The 16576-nt window shown below is 49.6% G+C and carries 11 protein-coding genes and 1 pseudogene; 5 read left to right on the forward strand and 7 right to left on the reverse strand.

The window, feature by feature from the left end; translation table 11 throughout:
• Nucleotides 1-22: 22 nt before the first annotated feature.
• Complete coding sequence (locus ABMV07_RS06470; RefSeq protein ID WP_374064986.1) at nucleotides 23-790, reverse strand: methyltransferase domain-containing protein; 768 nt, start codon at nucleotides 788-790, stop codon at nucleotides 23-25.
• A 210-nt stretch (nucleotides 791-1000) separates the two neighbouring features.
• On the opposite strand from ABMV07_RS06470, the gene rpsA reads away from it, so the two are divergent.
• Complete coding sequence (gene rpsA, locus ABMV07_RS06475) at nucleotides 1001-2461, forward strand: 30S ribosomal protein S1 (RefSeq protein WP_088267792.1); 1461 nt, start codon at nucleotides 1001-1003, stop codon at nucleotides 2459-2461.
• Between the two features lie 83 nt (nucleotides 2462-2544).
• Here rpsA and dcuC read toward each other — a convergent pair whose 3' ends face one another.
• The 3 genes from dcuC to ABMV07_RS06490 form a co-directional block, all read right to left on the reverse strand.
• Nucleotides 2545-3957, reverse strand: a complete 1413-nt coding sequence (gene dcuC, locus ABMV07_RS06480) for a C4-dicarboxylate transporter DcuC (RefSeq protein WP_088267791.1) — start codon at nucleotides 3955-3957, stop codon at nucleotides 2545-2547.
• Between the two features lie 219 nt (nucleotides 3958-4176).
• Nucleotides 4177-5004, reverse strand: coding sequence for a PRD domain-containing protein (locus tag ABMV07_RS06485; RefSeq protein ID WP_196977384.1), 828 nt, complete (start codon nucleotides 5002-5004; stop codon nucleotides 4177-4179).
• Nucleotides 5005-5116: 112 nt separating this feature from the next.
• A complete protein-coding gene (locus tag ABMV07_RS06490; protein ID WP_088267789.1) occupies nucleotides 5117-7147 on the reverse strand; it encodes a glucose PTS transporter subunit IIA in 2031 nt (676 codons plus the stop codon).
• Nucleotides 7148-7530: 383 nt separating this feature from the next.
• On the opposite strand from ABMV07_RS06490, the gene coaE reads away from it, so the two are divergent.
• The 4 genes and pseudogenes from coaE (at nucleotide 7531) to ABMV07_RS06510 (ending at nucleotide 12367) form a co-directional block, all read left to right on the forward strand.
• On the forward strand, nucleotides 7531-8133 hold the full coding sequence (gene coaE, locus ABMV07_RS06495) for a dephospho-CoA kinase (protein ID WP_197691805.1): 603 nt from the start codon (nucleotides 7531-7533) through the stop codon (nucleotides 8131-8133).
• Nucleotides 8134-8317: 184 nt separating this feature from the next.
• A pseudogene (locus ABMV07_RS06500) lies at nucleotides 8318-9551 on the forward strand (TIGR04053 family radical SAM/SPASM domain-containing protein).
• Nucleotides 9552-9600: 49 nt separating this feature from the next.
• On the forward strand, nucleotides 9601-11697 hold the full coding sequence (uvrB, locus tag ABMV07_RS06505) for an excinuclease ABC subunit UvrB (RefSeq protein ID WP_196977382.1): 2097 nt from the start codon (nucleotides 9601-9603) through the stop codon (nucleotides 11695-11697).
• A gap of 229 nt (nucleotides 11698-11926) precedes the next feature.
• Nucleotides 11927-12367 carry a universal stress protein gene (locus ABMV07_RS06510; RefSeq protein WP_088267786.1) on the forward strand — a complete coding sequence of 147 codons (441 nt, stop codon included), beginning with the start codon at nucleotides 11927-11929 and terminating at the stop codon, nucleotides 12365-12367.
• A gap of 47 nt (nucleotides 12368-12414) precedes the next feature.
• Here the strand turns inward: ABMV07_RS06510 and ABMV07_RS06515 are convergent, their stop codons facing one another.
• The 3 genes from ABMV07_RS06515 to ABMV07_RS06525 all read right to left on the reverse strand — a co-directional run bounded on the left by ABMV07_RS06515 (nucleotide 12415) and on the right by ABMV07_RS06525 (nucleotide 16518).
• On the reverse strand, nucleotides 12415-14727 hold the full coding sequence (locus tag ABMV07_RS06515; RefSeq protein ID WP_197691800.1) for a HelD family protein: 2313 nt from the start codon (nucleotides 14725-14727) through the stop codon (nucleotides 12415-12417).
• A gap of 122 nt (nucleotides 14728-14849) precedes the next feature.
• Nucleotides 14850-15695 carry a DoxX family membrane protein gene (locus ABMV07_RS06520; RefSeq protein ID WP_088267784.1) on the reverse strand — a complete coding sequence of 282 codons (846 nt, stop codon included), beginning with the start codon at nucleotides 15693-15695 and terminating at the stop codon, nucleotides 14850-14852.
• A 184-nt stretch (nucleotides 15696-15879) separates the two neighbouring features.
• Nucleotides 15880-16518 (reverse strand): MBL fold metallo-hydrolase, encoded by a 639-nt coding sequence (locus ABMV07_RS06525; RefSeq protein WP_196977380.1) that lies wholly within the window; start codon nucleotides 16516-16518, stop codon nucleotides 15880-15882.
• Nucleotides 16519-16576: the final 58 nt, after the last annotated feature.

A 16576-nucleotide genomic window follows, 5' to 3' on the forward strand; every position in this document is an offset into this window, starting at 1 on the left:
GAGTGTGGAATTCATTCACGGGCTAACGGCAATGCGTTACAAAAATAGCTGTTCCAGGAAAGATCCGACCTCTCAGTGGTGACCATTGGCCCCATGTTTCAGTGAGATTGGTGGGCCATTCTGGTTCAATCAGACGATCTATTATGAATCCAGAGGTATTGAGAAGTTCGATCCAATCGCCCATAGTGCGATGAAATTCTGCGTAGGTTATTTTGCCGTTCTTATCGCGTTCTATGTAACTTCGATCAAAATAAGACAGCTCAGCACATAATCCGACTTCGGTGGGATCGTCTGGGAAAATCCATCGCATGGGATGGTTTGTAGAAAATACGAATTTGCCATGAGGTTTAAGGCAGCGTGCAATGTCTTTTAATACTGGTCCTAAATTTTCTATGAAGGGGAAAGCACCAAAAACTGAAAATGCTATATCGAAGCTGCTGTCTTTATAGGGAAGATTTATAGCGTCGGCCTGTGTGAGAGGTACATCGGTAGGAGAATGTCTAAGCATGCCCATCGAAAGGTCAAACCCTGTAACAAAGGCGTCATAATTATCGAATAGCCAGCGAGAACATGGGGCAGATCCGCATCCGATCTCTAAAACGTTTAGTCCTGAAATATCTCCTAATAGGTGTGCCTCACGTTCTGCGAGCATTTCTGGGCACCAATGAAATCCATTGAGATATGCCGCATGGTCGTTGTGGTAACGCTGGGCATCTGAATCCCACCAATCTCGATTGGCGTCTGAGATTTCTTGATTGTTGTGGCGGTCTTTATGGGAGAAGTTCATCATTGATTATTCTTTTCTATTCAAACTGCTTGATCTAACTGGGATTATGCACTATTGTTGTCACAGCGTGTCTGTGCTTAAGTTGCAGGTTGCCTTAGTAGGAGGGTGGCACTGTAACTCTAGTGGGATCAAACGCCAAGGTTATGTGGTGTTTTGAGAGACGCGTTCCTGTCCATCAACGATTCCTACATTATTTTCGGAGCATTTATACATATGCCAACCAACAACGTCCCTCAGGTTGCGATTAACGACATCGGAACCGCTGAGGATTTCCTCGCTGCAGTCGACGCAACCATCAAGTACTTTAACGATGGTGACATCGTCGAGGGCACCGTGGTCAAGGTTGACCATGATGAGGTTTTGCTTGACATCGGATACAAGACCGAAGGTGTTATCCCTTCCCGCGAGCTGTCCATCAAGCATGACGTCGATCCAGATGAGGTTGTCGAAGTCGGCGACCAGATCGACGCACTTGTCCTCACCAAGGAGGACAAGGAAGGCCGTTTGATCCTTTCCAAGAAGCGTGCACAGTACGAGCGTGCATGGGGCGCTATCGAGGAGCTCAAGGAGAAGGACGAGCCAGTTACCGGTACCGTTATCGAGGTTGTCAAGGGTGGCCTCATCCTCGACATCGGACTGCGTGGCTTCTTGCCTGCATCTCTCGTTGAGATGCGTCGTGTTCGCGACCTCGATCCTTACATCGGTCAGCAGATCGAAGCAAAGATCATCGAGCTGGACAAGCAGCGCAATAACGTTGTCCTGTCCCGTCGTGCATGGCTTGAGCAGACCCAGTCTGAGGTTCGCTCCGAGTTCCTGCACCAGCTGCAAAAGGGTCAGGTCCGCAAGGGTGTCGTTTCCTCTATCGTCAACTTCGGCGCATTCGTCGATCTCGGCGGTGTCGACGGCCTCGTTCACGTTTCCGAGCTGTCTTGGAAGCACATCGATCACCCATCTGAGGTTGTCACCGTTGGTGACGAGGTTACCGTTGAGGTTCTCGACGTCGATCTCGACCGCGAGCGTGTTTCCCTCTCCCTGAAAGCAACTCAGGAAGATCCATGGCGCGTATTCGCACGCACCCACGCTGTCGGCCAGATCGTTCCAGGTCGCGTCACCAAGCTCGTTCCATTCGGTGCGTTCGTTCGTGTCGAAGAGGGCATCGAGGGCTTGGTTCACATCTCCGAGCTGGCTCAGCGCCACGTTGAGGTTCCAGACCAGGTTGTTAACGTCGGTGACGAGGCAATGGTCAAGGTTATCGACATCGACCTTGAGCGCCGTCGCATCTCCTTGTCCCTCAAGCAGGCTGACGAGGACTACACCGAAGAGTTTGATCCTTCCAAGTACGGAATGGCTGACTCCTACGACGAGCAGGGCAACTACATCTTCCCTGAGGGCTTCGATCCAGAGACCAACGAATGGCTCGAAGGCTTCGACGAGCAGCGTCAGTCTTGGGAGGCTCGCTACGCTGAGTCCGAGCGTCGCTTCCAGCTGCACACTGTTCAAATCGAGAAGAACCGTGTTGCGGCCGCTGAAGCTGCAGCAACAGGCGAAGCTACCAACTACTCCTCTGAGTCCGCTGAGGCAGCTCCGGCCGCAGCTAACACCGAGGCAGAAAGTGGCTCCTTGGCTTCCGACGAGCAGCTCGCTGCTCTGCGCGAGAAGCTTACTGGTAACTAATCAGTACTGATTAGAAGCCTTTAAGGTGGGGATCCTAGCAAAATACGCTAGGATCCCCACCTTTTTATATGTCGTATGGCGTACTAAACGTGAATGAAAAGGAACGCAAACACAACGTTCAAAATCGTGGCAACAATCATTGGTACAGATGTACGTTTGACGAGTTTGATAGGGCTGACATTAATCGCAGTCGAAACAATAATGACTGCCGCATTGACGGGGGACACCTGGCGCATCAAATTCGACGTTCCCCAAATTGCCGTAAGCATTTGAACGGGGAGAACACCAGTCTGGGCTGCAAGTGACGGTACGACTTCAGAGAATGCGAAGTAAGGGGCGGTGCCAGATCCCGTTAAAGCTGACATGAGTGCTGTTGAAGCAACGAATGCCAAAATAATAATCACAGCAGCGCCAGAGGATCCTTCAGTAGCATTAATCAGCATATCGATCACGCCTAGCTGGGTTACACCCTCGACGAGTACCGCAGCTGCAACCAATAGCGCGACCACGCCCGCAGCGCCTTCTCCCATGCCTTTAAAAAAGAGCTTCACTGTTTCTAGCGCATTCATGAGGCAACGATGCCGGATGGCTTCGATTATCAGCGAAATGAATAGTGACACAATTGTCACCGGCAAAATGCCAGCTTCAAAAGATAGTAGGTCTGCGCGATGTAAGACGGCTGTCACCAAAATGAGAAGGAGCGGAAGCAAGGGAAGGAGGGCATAGTATGCGGGGAGGCCGGCGGCACGCCGGAGCGCGTCGTCAACTGCTGACGTGTCATGCTTAATCGAAGGGCTATCACTTGTGGGAAGTGCTGATTTGCGTGCGTCTACTTTGTCGCAATGATGTTGCCAAGCCATGTGGACAAAAGCGGTGATCATAAGAGTTGGAATAGTGGCCTTAGCAACGTTGCCGTACACATATTCTGAAATTGGCATACCCACGAGATCAGCACCTTGGATAAGTCCAGCTTCCAAAGGTGTAGCTACGATGGTTGATGAGGTGACGATGATAGCGGCCACGGTGAGTGGGGTAAGACCAGCTGCGACGAGTGCTGGTAATAGGGTAGCGACCAATAGCAGGGAAAGTGCGGACGCTGATGGCACAATCAGAGACAACGCAGTTCCAATGGTAAAACCGATCGGTACCATCCAGTAAGAACCGCGCATTTTTTGGAGGGGTGCGGACAAAAGAACGACTGCTTTGGCGTCGGCACCGATTGTGCGCATGTAGGAGACAAAACCAAAGAGCACCATGATGGCCATGCCAATACCAGAAAACCTGGATTTGAAAAGTGCCTCGATGACAAGCAACTCATCGTAAAAACTATTACCAGATGGTTTGATTTCTACTGACGGTTCGGCTTTCCCAGAAATAGCCGCAATCATAAGAAGGAGTACACCCACGAAGAAAATCGAAGCAGCAGCGTTGACTTTCTTGATAATTAGGTACATCACTGCGGCGAAGGAAATGAGGGCTATGAGAAGATAAAGCACTATCTGAGGTCCTTCGACATAGCGACCGTCCGCGTCATATAAGGAGCACTGGTCTTTGCGGGTGAAAGCATTCGACCTTGCCAAACTGACGCGGTAATCTCCCCGTATGGCCTTAATCCAACACTTCCATGTAGTAACCACTTTAGTTAGTGGTTATGACCTCTGTGGAGAATATCTACTACTTGTGACGACTGACACAAGAATTGCTATGACAATTACCTAGCGATTGTCTGCGCCGAGACGAACGACATGCAAGGTGAGATAAGATACTTCCTCTGCGGTTAGAGGGGCATTCATGCGTAATTCAATAATGGCCGAAAGAGCTTCGGCACATTGAGCTGCGGTCGGGTATTGCTCGGCAATCGTGCTTGCTACCCGTGCTGTAGGCGAATCAAGCTGTTTGTGCTCGGCCATGCGGACGAAAAGATAGCGCAGATGGGTAATAAAACGGGCGACGGAAATATCTTCTCCGCTCAGTGTCGTTCCATAAAAACCGCCGATAATCTCCAAGAGCTGTTCAATAAGGCCGGTCATCCGATACGTTCCAGATAGATCTCCTACGGAAAAACCAGCATTAACAAGGTGGAGTGTTAATGCGATTGCCTCCGCTTCATCGAGAGGACGTTGTAACTCGGAGTTAATTTCTTTGAGCAAACGCTGCGCACTATGAAAATCTTCGGCGTAAAGGTGACGAACCTCTGCCTCTAGTGGATACTCAACTGATTTGGTACGAGTCGATGCCGCATGTACGTGATCGGCTAAGGCAATCACGAGAGTGAGTGTGCTGCGTAGTTTTTCTGACAAACCAGCGCGCTCCATGGCTTCGAGTACCAACCGAATGTATTCACCAGGAATAGCGGCAAGCATGAGCGCGGAGTGGTCTGGATCTCGACCATCAGCAGGCACGAAAACGCGTACTACCTTTGTGGGGTCGACGTCATCTCCAGTCTTAGCTTGGAATCCCAGGCCGCGGCCGGTCACAATGACCTCTTCATCGCCACGACGGGCGAGAACCACATTGTTGTTAAAAACGCGCAGAATTTGCATGAGTATTCATTCTAAAGCAGGGCCGCTTCCTTGAAAGGAAACGACCCTGCTCTTGGCTCTAAGTGACATCGAAGGCTGCCCTATAACAGGGGGACCGTATCGAATGATCAGTTTATTGCGTAACAGTGAAGATGGTGTCACCCGCGCTGGCATGCTTGACGCCAGTTGGGGTTACGGCCTTCATTGCCTTTGTGTTGGTAACTGCAACGACGATGGTGGTGCCATATCCTGCAGCGCGGACCTTGTCGTAATCAACAGTTGCCAGTTTTTGTCCTGCTTCGACGCGGTCGCCCTTTTGGACTGCAGGAGTGAATCCTTCGCCCTTCATCTGAACGGTATCAATTCCGATGTGAACGAGAACCTCGACGCCGTCATCTGTCTTAATTCCGTAAGCATGGCCGGACTTCATGGCAGATTTAACAGTGCCGGAGACTGGTGAATAAACCTCTGTGTCGGCGCCAGCGGTAGCCGTTGGATTAACTCCAACGCCGTCGCCTAGTGTGCCTGCGGAAAATACAGGATCGGCAATTTCTGTCATAGGGAGTACTTCGCCGGTGATAGGGGAACCGACTTTGCACTCGCCAGCAGGATTAGCAGCGACAGCTGCAGGCTCTGGGGTAGTAGCGGCAGGGACTGTTGCTGCGGGAACGCCGTCAGCGTTGTCGCGACGAGCGAAGAATTCTGCTTTTTCTTCTGCGGTGCGATAGTCGGTAATGAAGATGGCGAGGAATGCCACGGTGAAAGCGACCAAGATCGAAACCATGTAGATCCACGCTGGGTTAAACACGAACATGGTTGGGATCGAAGTAAAGACGAAGGCCTTGGTGGTTACTGGTTCGAAGATGGTGGACAATACAGCGATGGTCAAGCCACCTGCAAAACAGCCGGCGAGCATACGTGGGTACACGCGCTTGAAGCGGAGGTGAATACCGTAGAGGGAAGGCTCGGAGATGCCGCCGAGAAGACCTGCTGCAAGAGCAGAGCCAGCGGTCTGACGCATCACCGTGTCCTTGTCGCGGATGGACAGTGCCAAGACGCCAGCGGTAGCACCGAAGCAGGCGAAGTTCCAAGTACCCATAGGGCCTTGAATGAAGTCGTAGCCCAAGGTCTGAATGTTGATGAGCATCAAGGCGTTCAGAGGCCAGTGCAGACCGAGTGGAACCAAGAATGGGTATAGCAGTGGAATAGCAAGAGCGAAGACGAATGGTGCGTTTTCGTTCATCCAGGACAAGCCAAGACCGATACCGTTACCTGCCCAAGTACCGAATGGGCCGATGATGAAGGCGGTCACAGGAATCATAATGACCAAAGTCAGGAATGGTACGAAAACCATGTGAACTGCGGTAGGGATGACTTTCTGGAAGCCCTTGTAAACAATTGCAGCGACAGCGGCCATAATCAATGGCACGAAGACGTTTCCGCCGTAATCGGGGAAAGTCATGTTGATGCCGAAGATTGGAGCGTGGCAGGTTTCGGTGCCCAGGGCTGCGTTGGTCACGCATTCCGCAGTAGAGCTCTCTTTAAGGCCAAGGAACTCTGGGGTAAATAGCGCAAACATAATGGCGGCTGGAACCCACGGGTCGATACGCAGTTTCTTACCCGCGTTGAAGGCCACCATGACTGGCAGGAAGTAGAAGACCGAGCGCCACATCGCATCGACAAAGACCCAAGAAGCCGACTTGTCGGCTGCACGGAAGTCGACGATGTGGAATGCATCGAGCACAGCGGTAAACGCGATAATGAGGGAAGCGCCCAGCAGAACGCCCAGAATTGGACGGAAAGAGTCGGATAGGTACTCAAAGAAGGAGTCCATCCATGGCAGTTTGCCCTTAGACTTTGCGCGAGCAGCAGCCTTGATGTCGGCATCTGAGGGAGTCACAGACTTCATCTCAGGGAGATGCGTCATGTCGTCGTAGACGTTGGCTACATCGCCACCAATAACGACCTGATAATTGCGGCCGCCTTGTGGGACCGCACCCATGACCTTAGGGATGGACTCAAGGGCTGCTTTATCAACCTTAGAGGCGTCGGCAAGTTCGAAACGCAGGCGAGTTGCACAGTGTGTAAACGCCGTAATGTTGCCCGCACCACCGATGCCATCAAGGATGGCCCGAGCGGTATCTTCGCGGGTTTGCGTAGACATTCGCTTTTCCTTTCATTTATGGATGGGCTCGATCTCTTTAAAATCCTAGAAACCAGAAAAGACCTAGGGCGCTGCAATTAAGCGTCCTAGGTCTTGCCCGAAGTAACAATCCATGTTTGAGAATACAACTAGCTATGCAACAAAGACAATCGTGATGTGTATCTACCTTGTAGGGAAGGTGTAACCGCCATTATGTAAAGCCCTAAAACTTGACCGATTTATTGGTATCAATGTCTCTAAGGATTGTTACTCTTTATAAAAAGCAGTTAAAGAGACGTTTTCAAACATTTTTTAGTAAGTCTGATGGGTTAATTGGATCTGAATCACATTTTGATCTTTTCGGGGGTGGAGTGGCGTTAAAGTCGTTGGGTTACAGTACGAGTATGCGGATTATTGGATTAACTGGCGGTATTGGTAGTGGCAAATCTACAGTCGCGAGGATTTGGCAAGGTTGTGGAGCGATCGTTATAGACGCTGATGCTATTGCTCGTGACCTAATGCAACCCGGTTCGATAGTGCTTGAAGAAGTTGCTCAAGCTTTTGGTAGAGATCTCCTTGATCCGGAAGGAAAACTTCAGCGAGCGGAGTTGGCCGCGCGCGCCTTTATCTCCGAAGAGAAAACAGCGCAACTAAATTCCATTACTCATCCGGCAATTAGGCGTCAGATTGGAAGGGGTATTGAGCGCGCTCGGGCGGAAGGGGGTCATGTCCTAGTGCTTGACCATCCGCTGTTGTTAGAATCTGGAATGTCAGATCTGGTGGACGACGTAGTTGTAGTGGACGTTCCAGCCGAGCTGAGAGTTCGCAGGCTTGTGGATTTGAGGGGTCTAAAGGAGGAAGATGCGCGCCATCGGATTATGCGACAGATGAGCGATGTGGATCGCCGAATGAGGGCGGATTATGTGATTGATAACTCTGGGTCTAGAGATGCGCTGGAGCGTTTGGCTCGTGAATTATGGCAACGCTTCGCCACTCGAGTGGAATAAGCTGGGGTTATATTTTTGAAACTGGGGCGGTCGCTGGGGCGACGTGGTCTTAATTACTGTCGCCTAACTGGATTTTGGTAGGCAATCCGTTTCAAAATGGTTGATACAAAAGTCAATCAAAAGGTTGACTTTGTGGATTACTGCTCAGTGGTTATTTTTGCCCCAAGCCGGAGGTCAACGTCAGGTGTCAACAACTCTTAACCCAGCTTCGCTCCAAGTGCCTCATACATCAAGTGATGTTGCTGATTTTAAAGAGGTCCGGCACATTCGTGGGGACATCAACCTCAAACCATTCATTGCAATTTGGGAGGTAACGAGAGCATGCGGATTGGTGTGTCAGCATTGTCGGGCGGACGCGCAGCACGAGCCGCACCCTGAACAGCTGACCACTGAACAGGGAAAACAATTGCTTTCAGACCTTGCGTCATATGATCGACCTAAGCCATTGGTAATCCTTACGGGGGGGTGACCCCTTTGAGCGTCAAGACCTTGAAGAGTTAGTGGATTACGGTACTTCTCTTGGCTTAAATGTTTCTCTGTCACCATCGGTCACCCCGCGTTTGACCCCAGAGCGAATTCACCGACTTCATGAGCTCGGCGGCAAGGCAATGTCAATGTCCTTAGATGGTGCAACTGCTGAAACACATGATGCCTTTCGCGGTTTCAGCGGGACTTTCGACACGACTGTTGAACGCGCAGCGGATATTCTTCAAGCAGGTTTTAGGCTGCAAATTAATTCCACTCTTACAAAGTCCAACATCCGAGAAGCTCCAGCATTATTGAAGACGGTGATGGGGATGGGCGCAAAAATGTGGTACGTATTTTTCCTTGTACCAACTGGGCGTGGAGCTGCCTTAAACGCGTTAAACCCTCAAGAACGTGAAGATGTTCTCCATTGGCTTACCGACGTATCCGATCGTATTGCAATTAAAACTACAGAAGCGCCGCAATACCGCCGCGTAGTGATCCAGCAGCGCTTACGGAAAGAAGGCCAGCTTGATAAGTATCCAGGCGGTGAACTTTATCGATATCTCACCCAAAAAACTACGGAATTATTAGGTGCCCACCCAGTTCAACCACGCCGCCCGCGTCCGCCGATGGCAGTTAATTCAGGGTCAGGTTTTGTTTTTATTGATCACATCGGAGATGTCTACCCTAGTGGTTTCTTGCCAATTCACTGCGGCAATGTAAAACAAGCATCAATTAAGACTATTTATTCACAATCGCCAACTTTTCAAGCTCTAAGAGATCCCAACCACTGGCATGGTAAATGCTCGGTATGTGAATTTCATGATGTCTGTGGTGGTTCGCGTTCGACTGCTTATGCACTCACTGGTGACGTTCGTGCTTCGGATCCTACGTGTGCATACATGCCGCAGCCGTGGTTAGATGCGGGGCATTCTGGTGTAGAAGATTAAATCTTGGCGTCTCGAGCGAGAAGTTGATTCAGACACTACACTTTTGGATATGGCTTTTGCGGCGGAACATCCAGAGTTATCGGTTTCAGAATTTCGTCCGGTGGGTGATATTGAGCGTACAGATGCGCGATTTGAGGTCATCTCCGAATATGAGCCGGCTGGTGACCAGCCGGCTGCTATTAAGGAATTAGACGCACGATTGTCACGTGGAGAACGAGACGTTGTTTTATTAGGTGCAACGGGCACTGGTAAGTCCGCAACAGCTGCGTGGCTTATTGAGCAACAACAGCGGCCTACTCTCGTGATGGCCCCTAACAAGACGCTAGCGGCGCAGTTGGCTAATGAGCTACGTCAATTGCTTCCTAACAATGCGGTTGAGTATTTCGTTTCTTATTACGATTACTACCAGCCAGAAGCGTATATCGCGCAAACGGATACCTATATTGAAAAAGACTCATCAATTAACGATGACGTCGAAAGGCTTAGGCACAGAGCCACCAGTTCGTTGTTGTCTCGACGTGACGTGGTGGTGGTGTCTTCAGTTTCTTGCATTTATGGTTTGGGAACTCCGCAGTCATATTTGGATCGCTCTGTTGTTTTACGCGTAGATGAAGAAGTTGAACGAGATCGTTTTTTGAGACTACTTGTAGATATTCAATACGATCGCAATGATGTTGGGTTTACTCGAGGTACGTTCCGTGTAAAAGGTGACACAGTCGATATTATTCCCGCATATGAAGAGGTCGCGGTTCGCGTTGAGTTCTTTGGTGATGATATTGATGCGTTGTATTACATCCATCCTTTAACTGGAGACGTTATTCGGCAGGTAGATGAAGTTCGCATATTTCCTGCGACTCACTACGTCGCTGGGCCAGAACGCATGGCAAAAGCTGTCGAGGATATTAAAGCTGAATTGCATGATCGTCTCGAAGATTTGGAAAACAGAGGCAAGCTTCTAGAGGCACAGCGGTTACGTATGCGCACTGAATATGACCTAGAAATGATCGAGCAGGTTGGATTTTGTTCTGGGATTGAGAACTATTCTCGGCATCTAGACGGTCGACCAGCTGGGTCGGCACCGGCAACGTTGCTGGATTATTTCCCTGAGGATTTTCTGACGATTATCGACGAGTCCCACGTGACGGTTCCGCAGATTGGCGGAATGTTTGAAGGAGATATGTCGCGTAAGCGCAATTTGGTTGAATTTGGATTCCGGTTGCCTTCAGCTCTTGATAATCGTCCACTAACGTGGGAAGAATTCGAACAACGCGTTGGTCAAACGGTGTATATGTCGGCAACTCCGGGAGATTATGAACTTGCAGCTTCGGGCGGTGAGTACGTGGAACAAGTTATTCGACCTACTGGGCTGGTAGATCCGGAAATTGATGTGCGGTCGGCTCGGGGCCAGATTGACGATCTCATTCATGAGATCAAACAGCGGACTGCCAAAGACGAGCGTGTATTAGTAACCACTCTGACAAAGAAGATGGCCGAAGATCTTACGGATTATCTTCTAGAAAATGGTATTAGGGTGCGGTACTTGCATTCCGATATCGATACTTTGCAACGTGTTGAGTTGCTGAGGCAGCTCAGATTAGGGGAATACGACGTTCTCGTTGGTATCAACTTGTTGCGCGAGGGTTTGGACTTACCGGAGGTGTCTCTCGTAGCTATTTTGGATGCCGATAAAGAGGGATTCCTCCGATCCACTAAATCGCTGATTCAGACTATTGGCCGCGCAGCCCGAAATGTTTCAGGCGCTGTGATTATGTACGCAGATAAGATCACAGACTCTATGCAGTATGCGATCGATGAGACCGAGCGGCGTCGAGAAAAACAGATTGCATACAACAAAGAGCATGGAATTGATCCACAGCCGCTACGCAAAAAGATTGCGGATATCTTGGAACAGGTCCAAGAAAGTAAGGCCGAAACTACGACACCTTCGTCTGACGCCGTAGTTGTTTCTAAAGCGAATACGTCGTCGATGCCGGTGGCAGAGTTGCGATCGCTTATCGACGACCTTACGGCCCAGATGGGTACGGCAGCACGGGAATTAAAGTTCGAATTAGCTGGACGTTTACGTGATGAAATCGCCGAATTGAAGAAAGAACTTCGCGGTATGGAAGAAATAGGGCTTGCATAAATGGGTGTTTTCTAGGCCACTATTGTGAATATGGGTATTGAATTTTTCCTATTGTGACGTGCCTTAATCCTGCTATCTGCTTGTTATAACGTCACCATTCGATTGGTGTTTAAAAGCGCAATATATTGTTAGACTTACAGTTATTGCGCTTGGCTGCCATGCTCGTAATTTAGGAGTAGGCTGGCTAGCAATAAAGCATGTAACGCGAGTTCAACAATGAAAGGCTCTCATGAGCGATTATTCCACCATCGTTGTCGGTACAGATGGCTCCAAGTCCTCAATGCTAGCTGTCGAGCGCGCAGCAAAGATTGCTGCTGCTATGGACTGCACCTTGGTTATCGGCTGTGCTTATTACGAAAATAAAGAAGACGCTTCCAAGACCCTGCGACAAGATTCTGTCACTGTGTTGGGTAATGATCCAGCTCAACAGAATTTGGATAAAGCAGCTGCAGCAGCAAAGGAGATTGGCGCTACCAAGATTGAGACTGCCATTCGTCCAGGAACTCCAGTTGAGGCATTGATGGCAATCGTTCGCGAGCACAACGCAGATCTACTCGTTGTTGGTAATCGCGGAATTAATTCCCTGACCGGCCGTCTGCTCGGTTCGGTTCCTGCTGATGTTGCACGTCAGTCGGATTGTGACGTCATGATTGTTCACACTGTAAGCTAAAGAGCAAATACGCAATGGTGCCATGCGATAACGCATGGCACCATTTTTTATGATAAATCAGGAAGATCGCCGATGATACAAAGGGACTGTGTGGCCCGAGTTAGTGCAACATAAAGGTCTTGCCATCCCTGCGGGGATCCATTGACAATATCGATTGGATTGATCACAACAACATGATCATATTCCAACCCTTTGACATCTGAAACGCCGAGAATATCGTTGTTCGCCATGCTGTCAGGTCCGATGATGGCAGTAAGCCGTGATGGTTCATCTCGGCGTAGCTCTTGTGCGATCTCAATTGCATGAACATCACTATTTTCAAATCGTACTGGGGTACCTGATTGTCGTAGAGCTGTGCTTCCTACTGCGTCAGGTGCAAAAACGTGAAGGACTTTATTAGCCCATTCCATGATTTCTGTTGGTGTGCGATAGTTAATGGTGAGGTGATGGGTTACATAGCGACCGCTGACGAACGGCTCTAGGGTTTCAGCCCAAGAGTCAACCCCGGCCGGAGAACTAGTTTGTGCGGTATCGCCTACAAGTGTCATCCATCGTGATGGACAGCGACGCATAACCATTCGCCATTCCATGGGAGTGAGCTCTTGAGCTTCGTCGACAATGACATGGCCGTACGCCCACGCTAGATCTTCACGTGCACGTTGCGCTGTTGATCTAATATCACGAGCTTCTTGGCGTCGAGCTAACGTTTCCGCATCGATGACATCATGAGCTGAAAGGATTTCAGCGTCGGATTCATCATCTAGGTCTGTATTAGCTGAACCGGTGAGGATTTCTAGCGCATCCTGAGCGTCTTCGATTTGTTCGTGCCACGCTTTTTCTTGTTCGGCTCGCTCTTTTTCTGGATCCGGTACCCCGATGATGACAGCTAGTTCGTCCAACAACGCTGCATCTGAGGCAGCCCATGGGCTGCCTTGTTGTCTCCATAGAGCCTCTTGAGTTTCCTTGTCGTAGTCGTAGGCAACTTTGCTGATCATGTTGTGTGATTCAAGCAGACTCATCAATGTGTCTTGAGGATTAAGCTGTGGCCAGTACTCATCGACTATCTCGGAGACCGCAGATTCCTCTAACAGGTCATCATGTAATTGGGCGATATCGGCAGGCGAGAGTAAATTCTTTCCGCCCATGGGGTCAGCACCAATAAGGTCTGCCATTCGGTGTGAAAGCAGCTCAGTCAGCTGCTCGGTGAATAGTGGCCTTGCTTCATTGTGAGGTCGCCTTGATCTGCGAGCGCGCGTTCGCGCTTTTTTCACCATGTCTGGAGTGACTGTGAGTTCTAGGCCATCGATTTTGAAAGTAAATGGTTCTGAAGGAACCTGTTGATACTCCTGCACCAGTCGCCGGAGAACAGTGACCATTTCCTCACTGCCTTTAATCTCACGTGCGAGTGAATCTTCAACAGAGGTGCCGTTAATGCCAGGGTAGAGATCCCCGACAGTTGATAACACGACACCAGTCTCGCCTAATTCTGGAAGAACTCGAGAAATATAGTCCAAAAAACTACGGTTTGGTCCTACGATGAGCACTCCAGTTTTTGCGAGTTGATCGCGCCATGTATAGAGAAGGTACGCCACACGGTGTAGTGCTACAGCAGTTTTACCTGTACCAGGTCCGCCTTCAACAACCATGACTCCACGTGTCGGGTCGCGAATAATATCATCTTGTTCGCGTTGAATGGTTTCTACAATGGAATGCATGTGGCCGGTGCGTGCAGAACACATAGCGCGGTACAAAGCGGTTTCACTCACTACATTTGCACGCTCATTGTGGGCGCTTTCTGCACTAACACCACTGAGCACTTCATCATCTACACCTACGACTGAACGTCCTTGAGTTCGGATGTGTCTACGATGCAAAACACCTTCGGGATGTGCGGTGGTAGCTAGGTAAAACGGTCGAGCTAATGGCGCACGCCAGTCCAATAGGAGGGTTCGGTAATCATTTTGGCGATCGTCAAGCCCCATGCGTCCGATATAACGACGATCGACGTTGTCTGTCCCTGCAACCAAATTATCGATGAGGTCTGTGCGCTGGGTGGTTACGTCGATTCGTCCAAAAACTAATCCCAATTGGGCAATGTTGAGGCGGTCGATTTTTTCGTTCAACGCGTGATATTCAGTTTCACGTCTGACCAAAGCTTCTGCATCGGGGTTAGCAGGGTCGACGTGCAACATAACGTCGTTGAGCCGCTGATTGGCTGCTACTACTTCCTCGTCAAGTTTTCCAAAAAGCTTATCGACGTAAGCCTGTTCGTCTTCAATCTCTGCAGAAGTTGAATCGATGGGGTGTTTCATGGATGGCGTGCCTTTCGTGTGGTTATGAAAGAACAAGCTGTCAATCATACCGCTTCTCAACTACGGCTTGCATCTCATCGTGTAGTGGGGAAATGCGAGTGCTGGCTTTATCACCGTCTCTCGTTAGGTGATAAAGCCAGCACTCGTTTCTGGATTGAATGAAAGTGATTCTAGAAAGCTGAATCGAATCGTTTCATTGCTTTGTTCAGAGATTTTTCTGCTTTTCGCTGAAGTTGGTTAGCCTTTTTAGAAGCTCGTTTAGCGTTGCGGCCAGTAGATTTTTCTGCACTCTCGTATGCTTGAGCTGCTCGTTCTTGAGCGCGTGCTGCAACCTTTACGGCTTTCTTTTTAGCCAAAACAGCGTTCTTTTGTGCAAGAGCTAGCCAATCATCTTTGTTATCTTCGACGTACTCTTGCGCTGTTTGACTGTATTGAGAAACAGCATCAGTCGCTTCGTTCCACAAATCTTTTGCTGTGGATGCTGCTTGGCTTGCAACTGCAGATGCTTGGTCGCCAAATTTTTCGGTCTCAGATTTAGTAGGCAGGGCTTGCTGAATCTGCGTGGATGCTTTCTGTACAGCCTTATCAGTGCGCCACTTCAAGCCTGGTTTTCCGGCAGTATCTGCGCTCGTAATTGCCAAACCGCCTAGTAATGCGATGCTCGTTAAAAAGCCCTGACGTCGAGCGATTTTTTCTTCACGATCTTGAGTTTCCCAAAACGCGTGACGAGCAATGATAGTTGGAATACTAATGGCAGCCAGAACTGTAGCGGAGGTTCGAGGTGTTTTACCGAGTGCGAGTGAGCTGCCAGCTAATACTTTGGTTGCTCCAACTGCTTGAGTGATTACCTGTGGATCCTCTGGAAGCTTTTTCATGTATTTGCGAGGCACAACCGTGCGCAGTCGGTTGATAACGGTCTGTGTGCCTTCCACATGAGCTTGGCTGTTGAGAACAACGTCGACACCGTCAGCCACGTAAACGGAGGCGAGCATGGGGCGAGCAAATTTGCGGATCATATAGAATTCCCTTTCTCTTAAGCCCTTAAAATCACTAGTTTTGATCGTCTAGTGTCCGGATCATCAAACCAGAGTACGATGCCCATGCTACAGACCATTGCTTGTTCCTGCTCGCGATAATTGCAACAAGTTGGTAAAGACTATGGGCTTTATGCAAGAAGATCTGTGGGATGAACTGAAGTAATTACCAACCGCGTTGATACCATTGCTCCAGATGTGGACGCTCAGTTCCTAAAGTAGTAGGTTTTCCGTGGCCAGGATGTACAACAGCAGTATCCGGATACACATCGAATAGCCTAGTTGTAACGTCTGTGAGCAATTGGTTGAACTCCTCTGGTGTTGAGGTTTTTCCTACCCCCCCTGGGAAAAGGCTATCTCCGACAAATAGATGGTAGATGCCATCTATTTTGATACTGAGGGCTAACCCTTCTTGGGTGTGGCCGCGGAGAATATGGGCTCTCAAGATATGGCCTGCCCAGTGGAGGGCGTCGCCTTCACCTAGCGTTGTGTCGGCGGATCGGGGGAGACGAGGGCTATCGCCGGAACTGGCATAATGTGTTGCCTTAGTCGCATCCAGGACATCCTCAAGTGCTCTGACATGATCAAAGTGCCGGTGCGTTGTTACAACAGCGGTGATGCGTGCGCCCGCTGATTCGGCCAAGCTTAGGAGGGCCGGCGCGTTGTCTGCGGCGTCGATAAGCAAGCCTTGAGTGCCTTCATTCGATTCTGTGGTTAGTAGATAACAGTTGTTGTCTAGATCAGATACTGAGATGTGGTGTAGTGAAATACCTTCAGCGGAAGATGTGTTAGTCATAGTGTCCACACTAATCAATTTTCCTTCGGTAGTATGTTCGAATTGATGTAGTGTTGGTTGTATATAG

Source organism: Corynebacterium belfantii, from assembly GCF_041898185.1.
In the GTDB taxonomy this organism is placed as follows: Bacteria; Actinomycetota; Actinomycetes; order Mycobacteriales; family Mycobacteriaceae; genus Corynebacterium; species Corynebacterium belfantii.

What these genes read in the sequence shown, in the direction of transcription:
- ABMV07_RS06470 (WP_374064986.1), bottom strand. Translation starts at nt 790, where the DNA reads ATGATGAACTTCTCCCATAAAGACCGCCACAACAATCAAGAAATCTCA.
- rpsA (WP_088267792.1), top strand. Translation starts at nt 1,001, where the DNA reads ATGCCAACCAACAACGTCCCTCAGGTTGCGATTAACGACATCGGAACC.
- ABMV07_RS06485 (WP_196977384.1), bottom strand. Translation starts at nt 5,004, where the DNA reads ATGCAAATTCTGCGCGTTTTTAACAACAATGTGGTTCTCGCCCGTCGT.
- ABMV07_RS06490 (WP_088267789.1), bottom strand. Translation starts at nt 7,147, where the DNA reads ATGTCTACGCAAACCCGCGAAGATACCGCTCGGGCCATCCTTGATGGC.
- coaE (WP_197691805.1), top strand. Translation starts at nt 7,531, where the DNA reads ATGCGGATTATTGGATTAACTGGCGGTATTGGTAGTGGCAAATCTACA.
- uvrB (WP_196977382.1), top strand. Translation starts at nt 9,601, where the DNA reads ATGGCTTTTGCGGCGGAACATCCAGAGTTATCGGTTTCAGAATTTCGT.
- ABMV07_RS06510 (WP_088267786.1), top strand. Translation starts at nt 11,927, where the DNA reads ATGAGCGATTATTCCACCATCGTTGTCGGTACAGATGGCTCCAAGTCC.
- ABMV07_RS06515 (WP_197691800.1), bottom strand. Translation starts at nt 14,727, where the DNA reads ATGATTGACAGCTTGTTCTTTCATAACCACACGAAAGGCACGCCATCC.
- ABMV07_RS06520 (WP_088267784.1), bottom strand. Translation starts at nt 15,695, where the DNA reads ATGATCCGCAAATTTGCTCGCCCCATGCTCGCCTCCGTTTACGTGGCT.